Consider the following 20,513-nt stretch of genomic DNA (forward strand, 5'->3'; position numbering starts at 1 on the left):
CGTTCTTCGCCAACTACCGTCCGCAGTTCTACTTCCGCACCACCGATGTTACCGGCGCGGTAACTTTGGAAGAGGGTGTGGAAATGGTTATGCCGGGTGAAAACGTAACCATCACGGTAGAATTGATTGCGCCGATTGCGATGGAAGACGGTTTGCGCTTTGCGATTCGCGAGGGCGGCCGTACTGTGGGTGCCGGTGTGGTATCTTCCATCATCGCTTGATTTGAAGGGTATAGATAAATGGCAAGCCAAAAAATCCGTATCCGCTTAAAAGCGTATGATTACAGCCTGATTGACCGATCTGCCCAAGAAATCGTTGAAACCGCCAAGCGTACCGGTGCTGTGGTAAAAGGCCCGATTCCGCTGCCGACCAAAATCGAGCGTTTCAACATTCTGCGTTCGCCGCACGTGAACAAAACTTCACGCGAGCAATTGGAAATCCGCACCCACCTGCGCCTGATGGACATCGTGGACTGGACAGATAAAACGACCGATGCTTTGATGAAACTCGACCTGCCCGCAGGTGTGGATGTGGAAATCAAAGTGCAGTAATTCAGGTTGAATCTTCAAGCAAACCGCAAGGTTTGAACCGCACCCCGAAAGCCGGACACCATATCCCGGCTTACGGGGTGCGGTTTTTTTATGGCAATACAAGGCAGATGCAAGCTGCAGGCAGTATGCAGTATAGTGTGCTCATTTTATTTCCGTTACACCGTTGCTGCGTCTTAATCTAAAGAGAACGGCCTGGCTGGCCGTTAAAGAGGCAGCAGCAGAATCGGTTTTGTGTTTCCGCACCGCTAGCGGCCTGTTGCCGGGGAGAGAAAATAAAGAGGGAGCCCTTTGCAAAATAGCCTTGCAGAAATAAAGAGAGGGTCTTTGCAAATACCCTTAATGCCGTCTGAAATGCTTAAGCTTCCCTCATTCCCGCGCAGGCGTGAATTTGGTTTTAAAGCCATTAATTATTTTATTTCAATAAGTTATAAAAACAGACCGGCTTCCCGCCTGTGAAGGAGTGGCGATAGTGAATATTTCAGACGGCCTGGATGAATTTTGCCAAGGCCTCAGGGGTTTGCTACAGACAGCCTGCATACACCGCAAGCCCGGGCAGGCTGCCGATTGGGAAAGTGTGCGGTTGCAGGCTGTCGGGAACCATTTTCACCGCGATGCGGCTGCGCCCGTCTTGCCCTGAAACGGGTTAGGCAGAGCGGGGCAGATTTTATTTTTGCCGCCATGATGGTTTCGTGATTCCCAATATTGCGCAGTTTCGCTATGGCTGCGGGCATTTCCCAGATTGGCCGTCCCGCAATGGCTTCAGCGGGCAGGCAATGGTGGTTGCACGCCCCCTGCGCAATGTCTTTTATTGGATTAGCTGTATGGAGCGGCGCTATCGGGCAGGTTTTGGAAATTTGAGAAACCGCAAATGCTGTTGGGGCCGTCTGAAACAATGCTTTCAGACGGCCTTCGGTTTGTGAGATAATCAGCCGCAGTTTACTGACCGCAAAACTGCCATGTATTTTGTTTGCCCGCGCCGTCTTTTCAGCCGTGCTGCCCGCCGCAGCGGTTTTGCCGTTTTCCGACAATGCCCGTATCAACGGGTTTTTTTATGGGAAAAGGAAATGCCATGCCCAATCTGCTCTACCGTCAAAATGTGATTTCCATCTCCGATTTAAGCACCCCGCAGCTTGAACTGCTGCTGCACACCGCGCTCAAACTCAAGGCCGAGCCGCGCGGTGATTTGCTGGCAGGAAAACTGATAGCCTCATGTTTTTTCGAGCCTTCCACAAGAACGCGGCTATCGTTTGAAACTGCCGTGCAGCGTTTGGGCGGCAAGGTAATCGGTTTTGCAGACGGTGCCAACACCAGCGCGAAAAAAGGTGAAACGCTGGCCGATGCCGCGCGCATCATTTCCGGCTACACCGATGCGGTTATCCAACGCCACCCCAAAGACGGTGCCGCACGCGTATCGGCCGAGTTTTCAAGCGTGCCGGTGATTAATGCGGGCGACGGCACCAACCAACACCCCAGCCAAACCCTGCTCGATTTGGTAACCATTTACGAAACGCAAGGCCGTCTGAACAATTTGAAAATCGCGATGGCGGGCGACTTGAAATACGGCCGCACCGTGCATTCGTTGGCGCAGGCGTTAAAACGCTGGGGCTGTGAATTTGCTTTCGTTTCGCCGCCCAGCCTGGCCATGCCCGACTACATCACCGAAGAATTAGACGAAGCCGGTTGCCGCTATCAGATTTTGCCCTCATTGGAAGCAGCCGTAGAATGGGCGGATATTCTCTACATGACCCGCGTGCAGCGCGAGCGTTTCGATGAGCAGGAATTTGCCAAAATCCAAGGCAGATTCAATCTGGAGGCATCTATGCTGGCCGCTGCCAAGAGCAACCTGCGTATTCTGCACCCGCTGCCGAGGGTAGATGAAATCCACCCCGATGTCGATGCCACCCCCTATGCCTGTTATTTTCAGCAGGCCGCCAACGGCGTGTATGCCCGCATGGCGATTTTGTCTTTGATTCTCAACGAAGAAGTATAAGGAGCGCATGATGAGCAAAAAGCAATACAGCGTTGAAGCCATCCAAAGCGGCACCGTTATCGACCATATCCCCGCCGGCAAAGGCCTCACGATTCTGCGCCAATTCAAACTGCTGCACCCGGGCAACGCCGTTACCGTGGGTTTCAATCTGCCCAGCAAAAGCCACGGCAGCAAAGACATTATTAAAATTTCGGGCGTGCATCTCGATGAAGCAGCCGCCAACCGGCTGGCCGTGTTTGCGCCGGAAGCCACAGTTAACGTGATTGAAGATTTCCAAGTGGTTGCAAAACGCCACCTGAGCCTGCCCGAAATCATCAGCGAAGTGTTCCGTTGCCCCAATCCCAACTGCGCCAGCCACGGCGAGCCGGTGAAGAGCCGTTTTTATGTGAAAACCCAAAGCAGCCAAACCAGGCTGAAGTGTCATTATTGCGAAAAAACCTATTCGCGTGAATTTGTTGCCGAGGCTTGACACACGGCTGCCAAGCGCGGTTAAAAATGCAGGCAGTGCGGTTTGATTCCGAATGCAGCGAATCCGCTTTATTTCCGGCACAAGGCAGCAAGCCGCAAGCCATACAGGCAAGAAACCGATTCCATTAACGTTTTGCCGGCCTGCAAAACTACCCTCTTCGGGCAGGGGCGGAGCAAGCAGTGCCGCAACGGAAATCAAGCCGTTTGCCATACCGTCTGCAGATGGTTGCCGTGCGCGCTTGCCAGCACCGCCAAACTTATAATATAACACCGGTTCAATCCACTATTTCAAACGGCCTCATCATGAAAAAAGACCATCTCAACACCCCGAATTTCGATGTTTGGCAGGCCATTCGCGAAGAAACCGAAGCAGCCGCAGCCGCCGAGCCGCTTCTGGCCAGCTTTCTGCACCAAACCGTTTTGCGCCACAGCACCATCGATTCGGTTTTGGCCTATCATCTCTCCAGCAAACTTTCCAGCGCGATAATGGACGCACGCGCCCTGTTTGAAATGTATATCCAAGCCTTAAGCAGCGATTCTTCCATCACCGAAGCCGTCAAGCTCGATTTGCTGGCCTGCTACGAGCGCGACCCCGCCTGCGATGAATATTCGCTGCCGCTGTTATATTTCAAAGGCTTTCACGCGATTCAGGCACACCGCATCAACCATTGGCTCTACACCTGCGGACGCAAAACCCTGGCCTATTTTCTGCAAAACCGCTCATCAGAAGTGTTCGGCGTCGATATCCACCCCGCCGCCCGTTTCGGCAGCGGCCTGATGCTCGACCACGCCACAGGATTTGTTGTGGGCGAAACCGCCGTGCTCGGCAACAACATCTCGATTCTCCACGGCGTAACCCTGGGCGGTTCAGGCAAAGAAAGCGGCGACCGCCACCCCAAAGTGGGCGACGGCGTGATGATAGGTGCCAATGCCTCAGTGTTGGGCAACATCCGCATCGGCGAAAATGCCAAAATCGGCGCCGGCAGCGTGGTGGTGGCCGAAGTGCAGCCGCACACCACCGTAGTGGGCGTACCCGCGAAACCTGCCGGCAAAGTAGCCTGCAACCCCGCCGCCGAAATGGATCAAAGCATAGGTTTTGTGATTTGAACCCCGCAGGCTGCCTTCAGGCCGTCTGAAACCGTTCAGACGGCCTGAAGGCATATCCCGCAAACCGGTTGCGGTTTACCGCCCGCTTGCAAAAACACAGCAACGCCCATATATCCCGTCTGCTTCACATTGAAAAGCAGCCAAAAGCAGGCAGGCCGCAGGCAGCGGCAAAACCCGGCAGCCCCGAGCTGCCGTTGCCGCCAAGCAAACCCCCGCCGTGCCGGCACACCCGCATAAAAAAGGAATACCATGCAGCCGATAACCATGTACACAGGCCCCCATTGCCCCTACTGCACCATGGCCAAACAATTTTTAAAATCGCAGGGCATAGAAGAAATAACCGAAATCCGCATCGACCAAAACCCCGCCGGCTACAGCGAAATGCAGCAGCGCACCGGCCGGCGCAGCGTGCCGCAGATTTTTATCGGCGAAACCCATGTGGGCGGCTTCACCGATTTATACGCCCTGCACCAAAAAGGCCGCCTGAAAAGCCTGCTGGCCGGCGGCTGAACCGTTTCCCGCTGCCGTGTGCAGCATGATTAATCCCTTAAACCAACAGAAAGAAAACCATGAGCGAAGAACAGCAACCCGTATTCAGCATTGAAAAACTGTATATCAAAGATTTATCGTTGGAAGTGCCCCATGCGCCGGGCATCTTTTTAGAGCAGGGCGAGCCCGAAGTCGATATGCGCGTATCCACCGAAAGCGAAAAGCTCGAAGAAAACTTTCACGAAGTAACCGTAACCGTAACCGTAACCGCCAAACTGCCCGATGAGCGCGTGATGTTTCTAAACGAAGTATCGCAAAGCGGCATTTTCCGTTTGGAAAACATTCCCGAAGAAGACACACAGCTTCTGCTGGCCGTTGCCTGCCCGAATATTCTTTTCCCCTATGCCCGCGAAGCCGTTTCCAGCGCCATCACCCGCGCAGGCTTCCCGCCCGTGCTGCTGGCACCGATTAATTTCGAGGCCATGTACCAGCAAGCCCAAGAAGGCAACGCCTAACGCCTGAGCAGCTTATCAAGGCCGTCTGAAACTTCAGACGGCCTTGAGTCTTTTTACACAATATCCTCAGACTCTATCAGCGTAATACGGTAATCAGATATTTCAGACGGCCTCAAGCCTTTTATATCGTATCCTGTCGGCGCGATGCGGCAAACGTCATCACCATGCACACCATGACCCCGCCGTGTTGCTGCATTATGTGCTTCACCTGCGCTGCCGTGCCGTCTGCCCGCGCGGCGGTTTTCCCCGCAAACCCCTGACCCTGCCCGCTGCCTTGCTCAGGTTCAGCCCAAACCGTTTAGAAACAAGCCCGCGTGTTTGAGAAATGTCATGTTTGGGAACACGCCAAGCTGTTTAAGCCAAAGGCCGTCTGAAACTTTCAGACGGCCAATCTTTTACGGCAGGCAGGACTGCCCCGCACTATCCCGCCGCCGTGCCGCCCGATCCCGCTTACCCGCCCGCACCGCCACGCTGCCGCGCGCTGCTTGCCGAGTGTTTTGCCAGCCTTGCTTGCCCCCGCCTTGTTGGGTTTCAGCCCAAACCGCCATAAACAGCTTGCAGGTGGGAAAAGATACCCGTCAGGAAAAGGCCGAAACCTTTGTAAAGATGCCGTAAGGCCGCCTGAAAACTTTCAGACGGCCTAAGCCCCTTGCAAAAAACCAATCCCAGCCTGAAAACATTGATGCCCCGTTATTCCCGCGTGGGCGGGAATCGGGCTTTAAAAATATCTCATGTTTATTTCAATCACTTAAAAAACAATCGGATTCCCGCCTGCGCGGGGCAGCGCAGCAATCTTGCAAAGCCCATAACGATAATCAGATGTTTCAGACGGCCTCAAGCCTTTTATATCCGACCACATAGGTGCGATGCGGCAAAAGGCACCGCTATGCACGCCATGACCCCGCCGCATTGTCGCGTTATGCCCTTCACCTGCGCCGCCGTGCCGCCTGCCCGCACGGAAATCACGGTAATCAGGCGTTTCAAACGGCCTTCGGCCTGAACACCTTTTTGTTAAAAATAGGCAAGTCATTTTTCATATGGCACACAAATTGCATGGATATTGTATATATTTTAAAAGAAATATTAAAAATCAAATTATATTTGATAATGATATTTCGATAAACGGCTGATTTGTATCGCAAACGGCAAAAATATAAGTTTCAATACTATAAATTAAGATATAGATTGGCAATGCATATTTTGCTATTAAGTGACAATAAACGTCAGTTGAGATTTTGTAGATGGGGTGCTGCTTCGGAATTTGCCGGAGAAGTATTGAACAGTCTGAATCCAAAGGAATAAAACCTATGAACAAGAATTACCGTAGTATTTGGAACGAAGCACTAGGGGCATGGGTTGCCGTGTCTGAAATTGAAACTGCCAAAGGCAAGCCTGCCGGCTGCCGCGTGAAAGCGGCGGGCGGTATTCGGATTTTATCGTTGGTATTGCGTACTATTCCCCTGTCACTGGGGTTTTATGCTGTTTCGGCTAATGTGCATGCGGCGAATATAACATGTACCAGTTCATCAACCATTACGTCGGGTAGCCTTGTTTGCGGTACCGGGGCATCTGCCAATACTAATCAGTCGGTAGCAATAGGTTCCGATGCACAGGCATCAGGAAACCAGGCTTTGGCAGTGGGGGCCAATACCAGAGCTAGTGGTGTATCGTCTATTGCAATCGGTGGAGATGATTTAGACAGAGCAGCAACTTCGAATAATACAGTTATTACTCAATATAATACGGCACATAATAATGCCCAAGCTAACAATACACCGCAGGCATTAAAATATAATCAGTTAACAGGTGATGATCTGGTAAATTTCGCTCAACCTGGTGAGGGAGTGGGAAAACGTTACCACCCTACTACAGCGAGAGTTGCCGCAGTGGCGGTAGGAGTAAGTTCCAATGCAGCAGATTTGGCTACGGCCTTTGGTACCCGAGCTGATGCCAGCGGTACCGCTTCGCTTGCCCTGGGTGTCGGTTCAAAGGCAGATAAAGAAAATGCGGTGGCGATTGGTGCCGGTTCGACAACAGTCGGGTCAGCTACATTGGTCCGCAATGTAACTATTAATGGTGTAACGTTCACATTCAACGGCGGCAATAATTTGAAGGCGGGCGACCAGATTTCATTCGGTTCGGCGGGCTATGAGCGTCAGCTGAAAAATGTGGCACCGGGTATGGTTTCAGCTGCCAGCACCGATGCCATCAACGGTAGCCAGCTTTATTCGGTGGCCGAAGAGCTGACCAATATCCGCAAACAAACCCGTTATTTCAGTGTGAACGATGCCGGAACCCAACGGGCCAACTACAATAATGACGGTGCGACCCACGAAGGGGCAATGGCAGTGGGTACTGCCGCTACTGCAACCAGTGCATACGCTGTAGCGGTGGGTAACAGTGCTGCTGCATCGGGGAAATATGGCATGGCGTTGGGCGCGAATGCAGCGGCCAGCGTAAAAGATACGATAGCTGTCGGACAAAATGCCAGAGCAAATGCCGACAGCGCAGTGGCTATCGGAAAAAATGCCCAAGGCGCAGGAGCTTATGCCGTGTCGGTGGGGTTGGACTCAGGGGCAACCCAAGACAGTGCCGTGGCGGTAGGCTCGGGAGCCAAAGCTACGGCCGGATCTGCCACCGCAGTGGGCAATGATGCCAAAGCAGGCGGGCAGAATGCCGTGTCGCTCGGTAAAAACAATAATGTTACTGCCGCCAATGCCGCCGCCATCGGCAGCAACAACACCGTATCCGGCACCGGCACTTATGTGCTGGGTGCCAACAATGTCAGCACTGCCGCCAATACTCCGCTCAACCTGAGCAACGCCACCATTATCGGCAGCAGCAATAAAGTGAATGCCAATGCCAACGTGCATCTTCAGGGTAATGCAAACACTGTAACCCGCACCCACGCTGTGGTGATGGGCAGCAGCAACACTGTTGCAGGAGCAGGCACCGCCAACGAAGAGCCGGCCATTGCGATAGGCACCAGCAACATTATCGGCGACACCGGCCACAACGCCATCACCATCGGTAAGCAAAACAATGCAGCAGGCACGGGATCAGTGGCCATCGGCGTGGCTTCCAAAACCACGCACAACAGCGGCGTGGCTTTGGGTAATACCGCCCAATCCATCAATGAAAACGGCCTGGCCATCGGTTCGTATGCCGTGGCGGGCAACTATGCCACCGCAGTAGGCTCGCGGGCGCGCGCCAAACAGGCGCACGGTTTGGCCTTGGGCACCACTTCGTTTGCCGGCGACCGCGCTACGGCGGTGGGGCGTTATTCTGCCGCCCATGCCGACAGCGGCGTGGCTTTGGGCAGCGATGCCCTGGTGGTTTCGGGCGCGCATGGCGGTCTGGCGCTGGGCTCGGGCGCAGTGGTGAGCGGACAATATTCGGGCGCTATCGGCAGCTCGCTGCAAAATAACGCCACCGCCCAGGCTGCCGACCGTGCCATCAACACCCGCAGCGTGGTAGGCGGCGCCAACAGCTACGCCATCGGCAATAAAAACCTGATCGGTAACACCAGCTCCGACAGCTTTATTCTCGGCAACAACGTGAAAATCGGCGCATCAAACGCAACGCTCACCACCACCAACATTGCCCCCGCCAGAGATACCACGCCCGACCGCACCGACAGCATCACCTTCGGCGGCGTAAAAGCCATATCGGGTGCAGTGGCCTTGGGCAGCAACACCAAAGTGGAAGTTTCAGACGGCGTGGCCTTGGGCAAAGACAGCCGGGCTTCTGTGAGTGCAGGTATCACCGGCGCAGATCCGCTGGAGGCGGCAGCCGATAAAACGGGCTACGCCTGGACATCCACCAAAGCGGCGGTTTCTGTAGGCAACTACGAAAACGGCAATCAGCAAAGCCGCCAGATCACCGGCGTGGCCGCCGGCCAGGAAGATGCCGATGCCGTGAACGTGGCACAGCTCAAGGCGGCAGGCTTTAAGTTTACCACTCTTAAAAACAGCGGCGGCACCGCAGAAAACTCCAGAGTGGCAAAAGTGAAAAACGGCGATGCCATTGCTTTTGATGCCGGCAAAAATATGAAGCTCTCGCAAAGCTTATCGCCAACTAACGGCGAAACCATCACGTTTGCGCTTGAAGATGATCTGAAAGTAAGCAGCATCACCTTTCCTGTGGACAAAACAGCAAATCCCAACGCGGAGGACATTACGCTCGACAACACCCAGCTTAGTGTAAACGGCACCCCTTACAGCAATGTGGGCGTGGCCATTAACGCCTTGGATACAGCCGTGAAGGCCGCCAAAACCAAATACTACAGCGTAAATGACGGCGGTGCAGAGCAGGATAACCATGATAACGCCGGCGCAGAGGGAGAAGGCGCATTGGCGGCGGGCGTGGCGGCGAAAGCCGGCAAAAATTACGATAATGCCGTAGGTTATAACGCCAAAACCAACACCAAAGCCGCTTTCGCATCAAGCCAGGGCGCAATGGCATTCGGCAGCAACACCAGCGCAGACGGCAACAATGCCGTAGCCATTGGCACATCATCAGTGAGCGAAGGCGATTCTGCCATTGCCGTGGGCGGCCAAGCGGAGGGCACCGGTGCAACCAATATTGGTTATCAGGCCAATGCAACAGGAGATGCCGCGCTTTCGGCCGGCTATTATGCAAAAGCCACAGCCGCCAACGCCACCGCATTGGGCACGCAGGCTAAGGCCTCCAAAACAGGCGCATTGGCAGCCGGCAGCGGAGCCAATGCAGGCGGGGATAATGCGGTTGCATTGGGCATGAGCGCCGCTGCATCGCAAACCGGCGCATTGGCCGCGGGCTATAACGCCAATGCCGGTGCAGAGCAGGCATTGGCATTGGGTTCGGAAAGCCGAACCGAAAGTTTGAGAGGCATCGCCATCGGCGCGGCTGCCAAAGCCTTGGGCAGCGGTAAAGAAAACAATATCGCCATTGGTTACGGCGCACAAACCGAATCCAACGACTCAATCGTGATCGGCTCATCTGCCACAGCAGTAGCCGAAGCCGAAAATGCCGTGGTGTTGGGCAAAGGCGCGCGGGCAGGCGATGCAGCCAACAGCAAGGGCGGCAACAATTCTGTTGCCATCGGCAAAGGCGCAACCGTTACCGCAAACGGCAGCATCGCGCTGGGTGAAGATGCCAAAGCCACGGCCGCCGCAGGCATACCGGAGGCCGGCCTGATTACGGCTGTCGGCTATAAAACAGAAGCGGGCGGCATGGGCTCGGTGGCATTGGGTGCCTCTGCCGCTACCACATCAAACGCCCAATACAGCACCGCGCTGGGCTACAACGCAAGAACCGGCAAAACCGATAATAGCGGTCAGGCCGAACGAGGCGGCAGATATGCAACGGCGGTTGGCAGCAACTCGCGCGCGCAGGCTGATAATTCTGCGGCTTTCGGCGCGAGTGCCGTAGCTGAAAATACGGGTTCGGTAGCCATCGGCAACAGTTCCCGCGCAGCGATTGACAACGCGGTGGCATTGGGTGCCGGCAGCGTGGCAAATGTGGCAGGGGGCGCAGAAGGTGTTGATCCTTTGGGCGCGGTAACAGATAAAAACAATACCACTTGGACATCCAGGAGCCTTTATGGAGCTGTTTCTGTGGGCAACGGCACTACCGTTACCCGCCAGATTACCAGCGTGGCCGCCGGCACAAACGACACCGATGCCGTAAACGTTGCCCAACTGAAAGCCGCAGGCTTCAACCTGGCCACGTCTGCTTCAGACGGCCAAGCGGTCGACAACACCGCCGCACCTGCCGATAAAAAGGTGCAAAACGGCGAAACCGTAACCGTTGATGCCGGCAAAAACATCAAACTCACCCAAAACGGCAATACCATATCAGTAGCCACCAAAGACGAAGTGGTGTTCGACAAAGTAACCGCCGGCAACGGCGGCAACCAGGTTGTGTTGGGCAACGACGGCGTGCAGGTGGGCGGCAACACCTATATCGATAATAACGGCCTGAATGCCAACGATAAAACCATCGCCAACGTGGCACCGGGCAGCATTGCGGCCAACAGCAAACAAGCCGTAAACGGCGGCCAGATTTTCGGCATTGCCGACAGCGTTGCCAAAGCCTTGGGCGGCGGCTCGGCAGTGAATGCAGACGGCCTCGTCAGCAGGCCGGCCTACACCGTTACCGACCCGGCTACCGGCAACACCACTACCGCCAATAACGTGGGCGATGCCATCACCAACTTGAGCAACGCCGCCAACAAACCGCTCACCTTTGCAGGCGACAGCGGCAGCAGCTTCGAGCGCAAACTGGGCACCACCGCCAACATCAAAGGCGGCCTAACCGATGCGGCCAAACTGTCCGACAACAACATCGGCGTAGTTTCAGACGGCAGCGACACCCTCACCGTGAAGCTGGCCAAAGAAATCAGCATCGACAAAGTCACCGCCGGCAACAGCGTGCTGGACAACGGCGGGCTGACCATCACCCCCGCATCAGGCAGCCCCGTCAGCCTCACCGCGGGCGGGTTGGACAACGGCGGCAACAAGATAGCCAACGTAGCCGAAGGAACCGCCGACACCGATGCTGCCAACGTAGCGCAGCTGAAGAAAGCCGCGGCTGCTGCCGCCAATAAGGTGAAAGCGGGCGAGAACATCACCGTGGCCGAAGAGCAGAACCCGGACGGCAGCACCACCTACACCGTTGCCACCGCCAAAGACGTAAACTTCGACAGCGTCACCTCGGGCGATACCGTGCTGAACAAAGACGGCGTGAAAGTCGGCAACGATGTGGCACTGACTTCAGACGGCCTCACAGCAGGCGGTCTGAAAGTGGGCAGCAACGGCAAGATTACCGGGCTGGAAAAAGGCGAAGTTTCGCAAAACAGCAAAGAAGCCGTAAACGGCGGCCAGCTGTATGCCCAGGGCGAAGGGGTGAAAAACATCATCGGCGGCACCACCGCCTATGATCCCGACACCGGCGCATTCACCAACGCCGACATCGGCGGCACCGGCAAAGGCAGCATCCACGACGCCATCGCCGCAGTGAAAGGCACCGCCGACCAAGGCTGGAACCTCAGCGCCAACGGCAAAAACAGCAGCAACGTGAAACCGGGCGAAACCGTTGATCTGAACAACAGCGACGGCAACATCGTGATCAGCAAAACAGACGACAGCGACAACGTCACCTTCGACTTGGCCAAAGCCGTTACCGTGGACAGCCTCACAGCAGGCGACACCACCGTGAACAACGCCGGTGTGAAAGTCGGCGACGATGTGGCACTGACTTCAGACGGCCTCAAAGCAGGCGATGTAGCCGTTAACAAAGACGGCATCAACGCCGGCAATAAAGCCGTAACCAACGTCGCTGCAGGCAAAGCCGGCACCGATGCCGTGAACGTATCGCAGCTCAGCCCGATTGCCGCCGCCCTCGGCACAACGGTTGATGCCAACGGCACCGTTGCCGCCCCGGTGTTCACCGTAACCAAAGCAGACGGCAGCCAGTATGCCGGCGCCAACACCATCCAGGGCGCGCTGGACAATATCGGCACCGAAATCCAAAAACCGCTCACCTTTGCAGGCGACAGCGGCAGCAGCTTCGAGCGCAAACTGGGTACCACCGCCAACATCAAAGGCGGCCTAACCGATGCGGCCAAACTGTCCGACAACAACATCGGCGTAGTTTCAGACGGCAGCGACACCCTCACCGTGAAGCTGGCCAAAGAAATCAGCATCGACAAAGTCACCGCCGGCAACAGCGTGCTGGACAACGGCGGGCTGACCATCACCCCCGCATCAGGCAGCCCCGTCAGCCTCACCGCGGGCGGGTTGGACAACGGCGGCAACAAGATAGCCAACGTAGCCGAAGGAACCGCCGACACCGATGCTGCCAACGTAGCGCAGCTGAAGAAAGCCGCGGCTGCTGCCGCCAATAAGGTGAAAGCGGGCGAGAACATCACCGTGGCCGAAGAGCAGAACCCGGACGGCAGCACCACCTACACCGTTGCCACCGCCAAAGACGTAAACTTCGACAGCGTCACCTCGGGCGATACCGTGCTGAACAAAGACGGCGTGAAAGTCGGCAACGATGTGGCACTGACTTCAGACGGCCTCACAGCAGGCGGTCTGAAAGTGGGCAGCAACGGCAAGATTACCGGGCTGGAAAAAGGCGAAGTTTCGCAAAACAGCAAAGAAGCCGTAAACGGCGGCCAGCTGTATGCCCAGGGCGAAGGGGTGAAAAACATCATCGGCGGCACCACCGCCTATGATCCCGACACCGGCGCATTCACCAACGCCGACATCGGCGGCACCGGCAAAGGCAGCATCCACGACGCCATCGCCGCAGTGAACCAAGCAGCGGTGAAAGCTAAAACCACTGTAAGTGCGGGCGACAACATTGTGGTTGAGCAAAGCCAGAATGCAGATGGCAGCGCTAACTACACAGTCGCTACTGCCAAAGAGGTAAACTTCGACCAAGTAACCGCCGGCAGCGGCGAGAGCCAAGTAGTGCTGGGTAATGACGGCGTTAAGGTAGGCGGTAACACCTATATCGATAAAGACGGATTGAATGCCAACAACAAAGCCGTTACCAATGTGGCCGCAGGCCGCATTGCTGAAGACAGCAAAGAAGCCGTGAACGGCGGCCAGCTTTACAACACTGTAACTTCTGTGGCCGGTGTGTTGGGCGGTGATGCTAAGGTTGCCCCTGACGGCAGTGTAGGGATGAGTAATATCGGCGGCACCGGCAAAGGCAGCATCCACGATGCCATCGCCGCAGTGAACGAAGCAGCGGTGAAAGCCAAAACCACTGTTAGTGCAGGCGATAATATTGTCGTAGAGCAAAGCAGCAACGCGGACGGCAGCACCAACTATAAAGTCGCCACCGCCAAAGATTTGACGGTTGAAACCGTGAAAGCAGGCGGTACTACCGTTAACGGCAACGGCCTGAGCATTGCCGGCGGCCCGAGCGTTACCGTAGATGGTGTGGATGCAGGCGGTAAGAAAATCACCAATGTAGCCGATGGTGAGATATCTGCTGCTTCCACCGATGCCATCAACGGCAGCCAGCTGTATTACACCAATGAAGCCATCAACAATGTGGCCAACTACACGGTGAACATGGGCAACCAGCTCAACCGCCGCATCGATGATGTAGAAAACCGCTCCAATGCGGGCACGGCAACCGCCATGGCCGTAGCCGGGCTGCCGCAGGCTTATCTGCCCGGTAAGAGCATGGTAGCCGTAGCAGGCGGCACATACCGGGGCGAAAGCGGCTATGCCGTGGGCTACTCCAGCATTTCCGACAACGGCAACTGGGTAATCAAAGGCTCCGCCACCGGCAACTCGCGCGGCCATTACGGCGCAACCGCAGGTGTAGGTTATCAGTGGTAACAAGGCTTTCAGACGGCCTGTTGGTGCAGGCCGTCTGAAACAACGAGGAAAACGATATGAAAACAAAAACCATCATTCAGGCAGGCGCAAGCCTGCTCTTGGCGGCGGCTTTATCGGCCTGCGCCACCAAAAGCAATGTGAGCAGAGACGGCACCACCGACAACCCCGTATTCCCGCCGGTGCATAAAGTGTCGCCCTCGTTCAAACACAACAAAGGCACTTTCCCCACCGCCGATGAGCTGGCGCAAATCAAAGCGGGCATGACCAAAGACCAGTTTTACAAACTGCTGGGGCGTCCGCATTTCAACGAGGGCATGTTTAATGTGCGCGAATGGGATTATGTGTTCCACTTCCACACGCCGGGGCAGGGCACCGATAACGTAACCACCTGTCAGTTTAAGATTATTTACGACAGCAAAAAATATGCCCGCAGCTTCCATTGGAAAGCGGTTGATCCCGAAACCGCTTCCTGCCCGGTTGCCGCTCCCGAGCCCGAGCCGCAGATTATTGTGCGCGAAGTAGAAACCTCTGCCAAGCGCATCCGCCAGTAATCGCCGGTTCAGGCATTTGAAACGGTAAAGGCCGTCTGAAAAAATATTTTCAGACGGCCTGATATGTTGGCAAAACCCGTGCCGGTTTTAAAACACTTCCGTCATACTCGGGCTTGACCCGGGTATCTGTTATGATCTTAAGAGAAAAAATATAATCAAATCAAGCCAGAATATGGTGGAAGACAAACATCTTGTGAACTTTGCAAAAATACCTTAAGGCCGTCTGAAAATATTTTTTTCAGACGGCCTTTTGTGCGGCAAAGCCTTTGCAGGCTGCTATCAACCGCGCACGGTGAAGATTTGCAGCATATTGGTGGAGCCCGACTCGCGCATACGCGAACCGCTGGTGATGATGTATTGGTCGCCCGCATCGAGCACCTTGCGCTCGAGCAGCATGTTTTCCACCTCATCGACTGCAGTGTCGTGATCGGCGCTGGTGGCAATCATCAGCGGGCGCACGCCGCGGTACATCGCCATGCGGCGCTGCGCCGACCGGCTGGGGGTGAGCGCATAAATCGGCAGCTGGATGCTGTGGCGGCTGATTTCAAATGCGGTGGAACCGCTCTCGGTTAAGGCCACGATGGCTTTGGCATTGACGGCACGCGCCACCTGCACCGCGCCGCCGGCAATGGCAAGATTGCCGCTCACCGGTGCTTCGGGATGCTCTTCGCTCACGCCGTTGAGCGAATCCTGTTCAGCCTCGGCAGAGGCGCAGATTAAAGCCATATAGCGGACGGTTTCAAACGGATAAGCACCGATGGCGGTTTCGGCAGAACACATCACGGCATCGGTGCCGTCCAGCACGGCGTTGGCCACATCGCTCACTTCGGCGCGGGTGGGCACGGGGTTGGTAATCATGCTTTCCATCATTTGGGTGGCGGTGATGCTGAAGCGGCGCAGTTCGCGTGCGCGGCGTATCATGCGTTTTTGCAGCGCGGGCACGGCCGCATTGCCCACTTCTACGGCCAAATCCCCGCGCGCCACCATGATGCCGTCTGAAGCCAGAATGATTTCATCGAGATTGGCAATGGCTTCCACGCGCTCGATTTTGGCCACCAAACCGGGGCGCACCGCGCTGCTGCCCTGCATTTCACGCTCGACCAAATCGCGGGCGGTTTTCATGTCTTCGCCCGATTTCACAAAACTCACGGCCAGATAGTCGCAGCCGATGCCCACAGCGGTTTTCAGGTCGCGGAAGTCTTTTTCGGTGAGCGCGCCCGCAGAGAGGCCGCCGCCCTGTTTGTTGATACCTTTATTGCTTTTGAGCGTGTGGCTGTTTTGCACGGTGGTGAGGATTTCGCTGCCGTTTACGCTGTCCACAATCAGCGTGAGCAGGCCGTCGTCCAGCAGCAGCACATCGCCTGCCTGAACGTCTTTGGGCAGATCGCGGTAGTCCAAGCCCACGCGGCTGCGGCTGCCCTCGCCTTCGAGCGCGGCATCGAGCAGCAGTTTTTCGCCCGCTTCGAGCCGGACGCTGCCGCCTTCGAGTTTGCCCACGCGGATTTTCGGCCCCTGCAAATCGGCCATAATCGCCACTTCGCGGCCGGCCAGTTTGGCCGCCTCGCGCACGATGCGGGCATTTTCCTGATGAAACTCGGGGGTGCCGTGGCTGAAATTGAAGCGCACCACATTCAGGCCGCCGATGGCAATCATATCTTTCAACAATTCGATATTGTTGCTGCCCGGGCCGAGCGTGGCCACGATTTTGGTGTTGTGGCGGATGCGGGTTAAATCGCGTTTGGAAGCACTCATGGGGGATAGCCTTTCGTTTGGATAGGAGATGGAACCCGGTGGGGTATCAATGAAGTTGTTGATTTGAATAAGGTTGAAATTGTAACCCGAAAGAGGTTTGCCTGTCGGAAAATTACAGTTTTTTATGACTTAAGCTAAATATTTCCAACAAACGGGGTGGAAAGTCAGGGCGGGGGAGAGCAAGGGTTTGGAAGCGAGAAACCAACTGATTGTTTTCAATTTGAAAATATAGGTATACATCAACCTCAGGCCGTCTGAAATATTCTTTCAGACGGCCTGAGGTTGGTTACGGCTGCCGATTCGCCCCGGCTCCAAATAGTGGGCAGGGTGTTGATGGTGTGTTGCAGCCGCCGCATTGAAAGAGCTGTGGCGGTTGCTGCAACGGGCGGCCGTGCCCGCCGGTGCTTGAAGTGTTGAAAGCGGTTTTAAATTTGCTGCCGTAACGGCATGACCGTCAGCCTGCGCCGGGCCGTTTCGGCACGGTTGGATTGTCCAACAAAGGCTTGAGCCGTTGCCGGGCCGTTTGCAGCAAGCATTCAAGGCCGTCTGAAACGTTCAGACGGCCTTTGCCCGGCCGGCCTGTTTGCTAAAGACAGCGGATTGCCTTAACTTCCACTACAGCGTTGCTGCGCCTTGCCGTATTGCCTGCGGCCTTGTATCGAAGTAGTTGAATCTGCCATAAATACGGGGCTGCGGGCTGCCGGTGGTACCGGCCACAAAGGCAAACCGGCGTTGCCGTGGTTTTAAAGCGGGGCGGCCCGGGTTGGGCAAAGCCCAAACGGCTTAGGGCGTGGAGTCGGCCAGCGCGTTTAATGCGGCTTTTTGCGCTTCGGTGAGTTTGGCAATGCCTAAAACGAGCGAGGCGTTGGTCCAGCCGAAGCCGCCGGCGGGCACATAGTCGAACACGGTGCCGACATTGCCGTATTCCACATCGGTTTTGTGCGAGCCTTCGACCACGTTGAATTTTTCGGGAATCAGGCCGTTGTATTCCACTGTGGCGCGGATAATCATCTGCACCCAGGCATAGGCGGCTTCACGCATTTCGCGCTCGAAGCCGTAACGCTCCAGCCCTTCCCAAATCAGAATCTGGTGCGGCGCCCAGCCGTAGGGGTAATCCCACTGGCGTTCGGGGCCGCGGATTTCTGCGCCGATGGGGGCGGTGGAGGCGATGCCGCCTGCGCACAACAGCGCGCCCAGTTGCGATTTAACCAGCCGCTCTGCCTGCTCCCGGCTGCACAACCCCGCCCACAAAGGCAGCAGGTTGGTGGCGGAAACGAAGCGGTTTTGCGCTTTGGCGGCAACGTTGTAGTCGTAAAACGTGCCGTCTGCTTCGTTCCACAAATATTGCTGCACGGCATCGCAGCGTGCCTGCGCTTTGGCGCGCCAGCCCTCGGCGGTGTGCCGTGTGCCGTTGTGATCGAAGCCTTGCGGGAAATAGTCGGCAATCAGGGCGGCGATGTCGGTTTCGATGCGGTACATAATCGCGTTCAAATCAACGCAGGCGGTGTCGGCGCACACATCATCAAGCCGCGTGGTGGTGTCGTGGCCGCTTTCGCGCATGGCGCGGTCGTGTATGAAATAGCGGTCGAGATCGGCATCTTGGATTTCGCCGGCATCGTAGGCGCGTTCCATTTCTGCGGTGCCTACGCCGTGTTTGGCGGCGTATTGCTGCAAAATAAAGTTGAAATGGCCGGGTTCGGTTTCTTTGGGGCGGCCGCAGCCTTCATCGAAATAGCGGTTCAGTCCGATGTCGGCAAAAAGGTGGGTTTGCGGGTTCATCCACACGTTTTGGTATTCATCGATGGCAACGGCCAGGTGTTCGGCCAGCCAGTTTTGCGGCAGCCGCCCGGCATAGCGGCGGTAAAACGCGCTTAAATAGGGGGTGTAAAACGGAGGCTGCGAGCGGGTGAGGTAGTAGCTGCGGTTGGCGTTGAGCATTTTTCCGTAATACTTGATTTGGTAGGCGGTGTTTTCGAGCATGCCTTTGGCCAAATCGTATTGGTTGTGCGCCATCAGCCCCAGCGCGATGAAATAGCTGTCCCAGCCGTACATTTCGTTGAAACGCCCGCCGGGCACCACATAAGGCAGCGGTGTGCCGGCGGTTTTGTCGTATTTCAATGCCAGCAGGCCGGGTTTTTTGTCGATTTCGGCCAAGAGGCCGTCTGAAAACGGCGGGGCGGGCAGCTTGATGATTTCGATTTGCGGATAATCGGCGCTGATGTGGCGGTAGTATTCGAGGCCGTCTGAATCGGCGGCGGGCACATATAGATAGGCTTTGTTGCTGCTGCGCTTTTCATCGGCCAGCGTGGCGAGGATATTGCCGGCATCCATGCGGCGGCTGAGGGTGTGCCAATAGTGGGTGTTCATTAAATAATCCGCCCGCTCCAGCGGCTTCATCTGCACGTTTTCGGGGGTCAGACGGCCGTTGCCCAGCCATACTTCCTGCAACAGGTTGGCCAGATAATAAGTGCCTTTCACTTCCAGCGTTTCGCCGTTTTCTCCTTTGACCGTAAAATGTTTCGGGCCTTGATCATCAATGGTGATGGTGTTGCTGCGGTCGGTGTCTTCCTGAGCAAGCAGGGCGGCCAGGGTTTCAGCTTTGTTGATGTGCATTTTCGTAATCCTTGATGAATTTGTTCAATAAGAACAGGGCAACTATCAAAATCGCAATCGGAACCAGCATAAAGTAAAACGCCTGCGCGCCGCCCACATGCTCAAACAGCATGCCGATAATCCGCGAGCCGAGCGTGCCGCCCAGCGCAGAGAAAATCACAATCAGGCCGGTCATCGAGCTGTGCATGCGCTGCGGCAGTGCCGAGAGCGTGGCCGAGCTGATTAAGGGGTAAACCGGTGCGATAAACAGGCCGATTAAGGGGAAGATAAAGCCGATGGCGGGGATTTCGCTGAAAGAATGAATGGTTTGCGCCGGGGTGTTTAAGGCCTGCGGCAATACAAACGCCACAATGGCCGCCGCCACCAGCAGGCACGCGGTTAAGAGAGCGAGCCAATGCACTTTTTTCACCGCCTGCCCGGCCAAGAAACGCCCCGCAGCCAGCGACAAGGCCAAAATGCTGGCCATCTGAACGCTCAGGGTGTCGTTGAGCGACAAAACGCGTTCGTTAAACGTGGGCAGCCAGGTCATGATGCCCTGTTCCACCATCACAAAGCAAAACGCGCTCAAGATAAAGAAGATGGTAAGCGGCAGCGCCACCAGCTTCAGCATGCCCATAAAATCATCGGCCAGGCTGCCTTCGGATTTGGGGATATCTACATCCACTTTGGTAAACAGCAGCAGCAAAAACGCCACCGCAATCAGGCCGGCCAGCAGCAGATACACGCGCAGCCAGGCATCGGGGTTTGCCGCATCGAAAAACGCGGGAAAGAGAAAATAAGCCGAAGCGATGCCGATCATGAAAAAGCCTTCGATCGAACTCATAAAGCTGTTGTGCTGCTCTTTGGTTTCGGTAAACAGGCCGATCATCGAATAAACCGACACCTTGATAAAGGCAAACGACACGCCGATACACAAAAATAAAGGGGCTGAAGTAGATTAGCCCTAAACACCACACCAAAGCCGCAAAGTTTTTAACTGCTGCTTTGGTGTCCCGAAGTTAAAACGAAACTCACATTCTTTCAAGAACAGAGGAAAAGATTTTCGGTCGATTCCGTTGTATTTGCGCAAGACACGTTTCGCCTGATTCCAAAAATTCTCAATGCCGTTGATATGGTTGTGTCGGTCGGCAAAC

At 55.7% G+C, this 20,513-nt stretch carries 11 protein-coding genes and 2 pseudogenes; 9 read left to right on the top strand and 4 right to left on the bottom strand.

All coding sequences use genetic code 11. The features are described from left to right. The 9 genes and pseudogenes from IR141_RS09605 to IR141_RS09645 form a co-directional block, all read left to right on the top strand. Positions 1–221: pseudogene (locus tag IR141_RS09605) on the top strand (elongation factor Tu); the annotation flags it as partial. 18 nt (positions 222–239) lie between these two features. Continuing rightward, positions 240–551 carry a 30S ribosomal protein S10 gene (gene rpsJ / locus IR141_RS09610; RefSeq protein ID WP_135036525.1) on the top strand — a complete coding sequence of 104 codons (312 nt, stop codon included), beginning with the start codon at positions 240–242 and terminating at the stop codon, positions 549–551. 1,069 nt (positions 552–1,620) lie between these two features. Beyond that, positions 1,621–2,541, top strand: a complete 921-nt coding sequence (gene pyrB, locus IR141_RS09615; protein ID WP_135036554.1) for an aspartate carbamoyltransferase — start codon at positions 1,621–1,623, stop codon at positions 2,539–2,541. Positions 2,542–2,551: 10 nt separating this feature from the next. Beyond that, positions 2,552–3,010: an aspartate carbamoyltransferase regulatory subunit gene (gene pyrI, locus IR141_RS09620; protein WP_135036557.1), complete on the top strand. Its 459-nt coding sequence runs from the start codon at positions 2,552–2,554 to the stop codon at positions 3,008–3,010. Between the two features lie 302 nt (positions 3,011–3,312). Next, positions 3,313–4,116, top strand: a complete 804-nt coding sequence (cysE, locus tag IR141_RS09625; RefSeq protein WP_135036529.1) for a serine O-acetyltransferase — start codon at positions 3,313–3,315, stop codon at positions 4,114–4,116. Between the two features lie 249 nt (positions 4,117–4,365). Continuing rightward, a complete protein-coding gene (gene grxC, locus IR141_RS09630) occupies positions 4,366–4,626 on the top strand; it encodes a glutaredoxin 3 (protein WP_135036532.1) in 261 nt (86 codons plus the stop codon). Between the two features lie 59 nt (positions 4,627–4,685). Next, a complete protein-coding gene (gene secB / locus IR141_RS09635; protein ID WP_135036537.1) occupies positions 4,686–5,120 on the top strand; it encodes a protein-export chaperone SecB in 435 nt (144 codons plus the stop codon). A gap of 1,307 nt (positions 5,121–6,427) precedes the next feature. Continuing rightward, positions 6,428–14,464: a YadA-like family protein gene (locus tag IR141_RS09640; RefSeq protein ID WP_167743152.1), complete on the top strand. Its 8,037-nt coding sequence runs from the start codon at positions 6,428–6,430 to the stop codon at positions 14,462–14,464. 56 nt (positions 14,465–14,520) lie between these two features. Next, positions 14,521–15,015, top strand: coding sequence for an outer membrane protein assembly factor BamE (locus IR141_RS09645; protein ID WP_135036545.1), 495 nt, complete (start codon positions 14,521–14,523; stop codon positions 15,013–15,015). Positions 15,016–15,294: 279 nt separating this feature from the next. Here the strand turns inward: IR141_RS09645 and pyk are convergent, their stop codons facing one another. The 4 genes and pseudogenes from pyk to IR141_RS09665 all read right to left on the bottom strand — a co-directional run. Continuing rightward, positions 15,295–16,767 carry a pyruvate kinase gene (gene pyk, locus IR141_RS09650; protein ID WP_135036548.1) on the bottom strand — a complete coding sequence of 491 codons (1,473 nt, stop codon included), beginning with the start codon at positions 16,765–16,767 and terminating at the stop codon, positions 15,295–15,297. 783 nt (positions 16,768–17,550) lie between these two features. Further along, positions 17,551–19,380 carry a trehalase family glycosidase gene (locus tag IR141_RS09655; RefSeq protein ID WP_135036551.1) on the bottom strand — a complete coding sequence of 610 codons (1,830 nt, stop codon included), beginning with the start codon at positions 19,378–19,380 and terminating at the stop codon, positions 17,551–17,553. Then, entirely contained in the window at positions 19,361–20,296 is a 936-nt protein-coding gene (locus tag IR141_RS09660; protein ID WP_228068220.1) for a sugar MFS transporter, read from the bottom strand. Before IR141_RS09660 ends, IR141_RS09655 begins: the two co-directional genes overlap by 20 nt. Before the next feature lie 27 nt (positions 20,297–20,323). Beyond that, a pseudogene (locus tag IR141_RS09665) lies at positions 20,324–20,513 on the bottom strand (IS1595 family transposase); the annotation flags it as partial.

It is taken from the genome of Neisseria sp. 19428wB4_WF04 (assembly GCF_015235335.1).
Classification (GTDB): domain Bacteria; phylum Pseudomonadota; class Gammaproteobacteria; order Burkholderiales; family Neisseriaceae; genus Neisseria; species Neisseria musculi.

Bases quoted from the DNA above. Each gene is read 5' to 3' on its own strand.
- rpsJ (WP_135036525.1), top strand. From the start codon at position 240: ATGGCAAGCCAAAAAATCCGTATCCGCTTAAAAGCGTATGATTACAGC.
- pyrB (WP_135036554.1), top strand. From the start codon at position 1,621: ATGCCCAATCTGCTCTACCGTCAAAATGTGATTTCCATCTCCGATTTA.
- pyrI (WP_135036557.1), top strand. From the start codon at position 2,552: ATGAGCAAAAAGCAATACAGCGTTGAAGCCATCCAAAGCGGCACCGTT.
- cysE (WP_135036529.1), top strand. From the start codon at position 3,313: ATGAAAAAAGACCATCTCAACACCCCGAATTTCGATGTTTGGCAGGCC.
- grxC (WP_135036532.1), top strand. From the start codon at position 4,366: ATGCAGCCGATAACCATGTACACAGGCCCCCATTGCCCCTACTGCACC.
- secB (WP_135036537.1), top strand. From the start codon at position 4,686: ATGAGCGAAGAACAGCAACCCGTATTCAGCATTGAAAAACTGTATATC.
- IR141_RS09640 (WP_167743152.1), top strand. From the start codon at position 6,428: ATGAACAAGAATTACCGTAGTATTTGGAACGAAGCACTAGGGGCATGG.
- IR141_RS09645 (WP_135036545.1), top strand. From the start codon at position 14,521: ATGAAAACAAAAACCATCATTCAGGCAGGCGCAAGCCTGCTCTTGGCG.
- pyk (WP_135036548.1), bottom strand. From the start codon at position 16,767: ATGAGTGCTTCCAAACGCGATTTAACCCGCATCCGCCACAACACCAAA.
- IR141_RS09655 (WP_135036551.1), bottom strand. From the start codon at position 19,380: ATGCACATCAACAAAGCTGAAACCCTGGCCGCCCTGCTTGCTCAGGAA.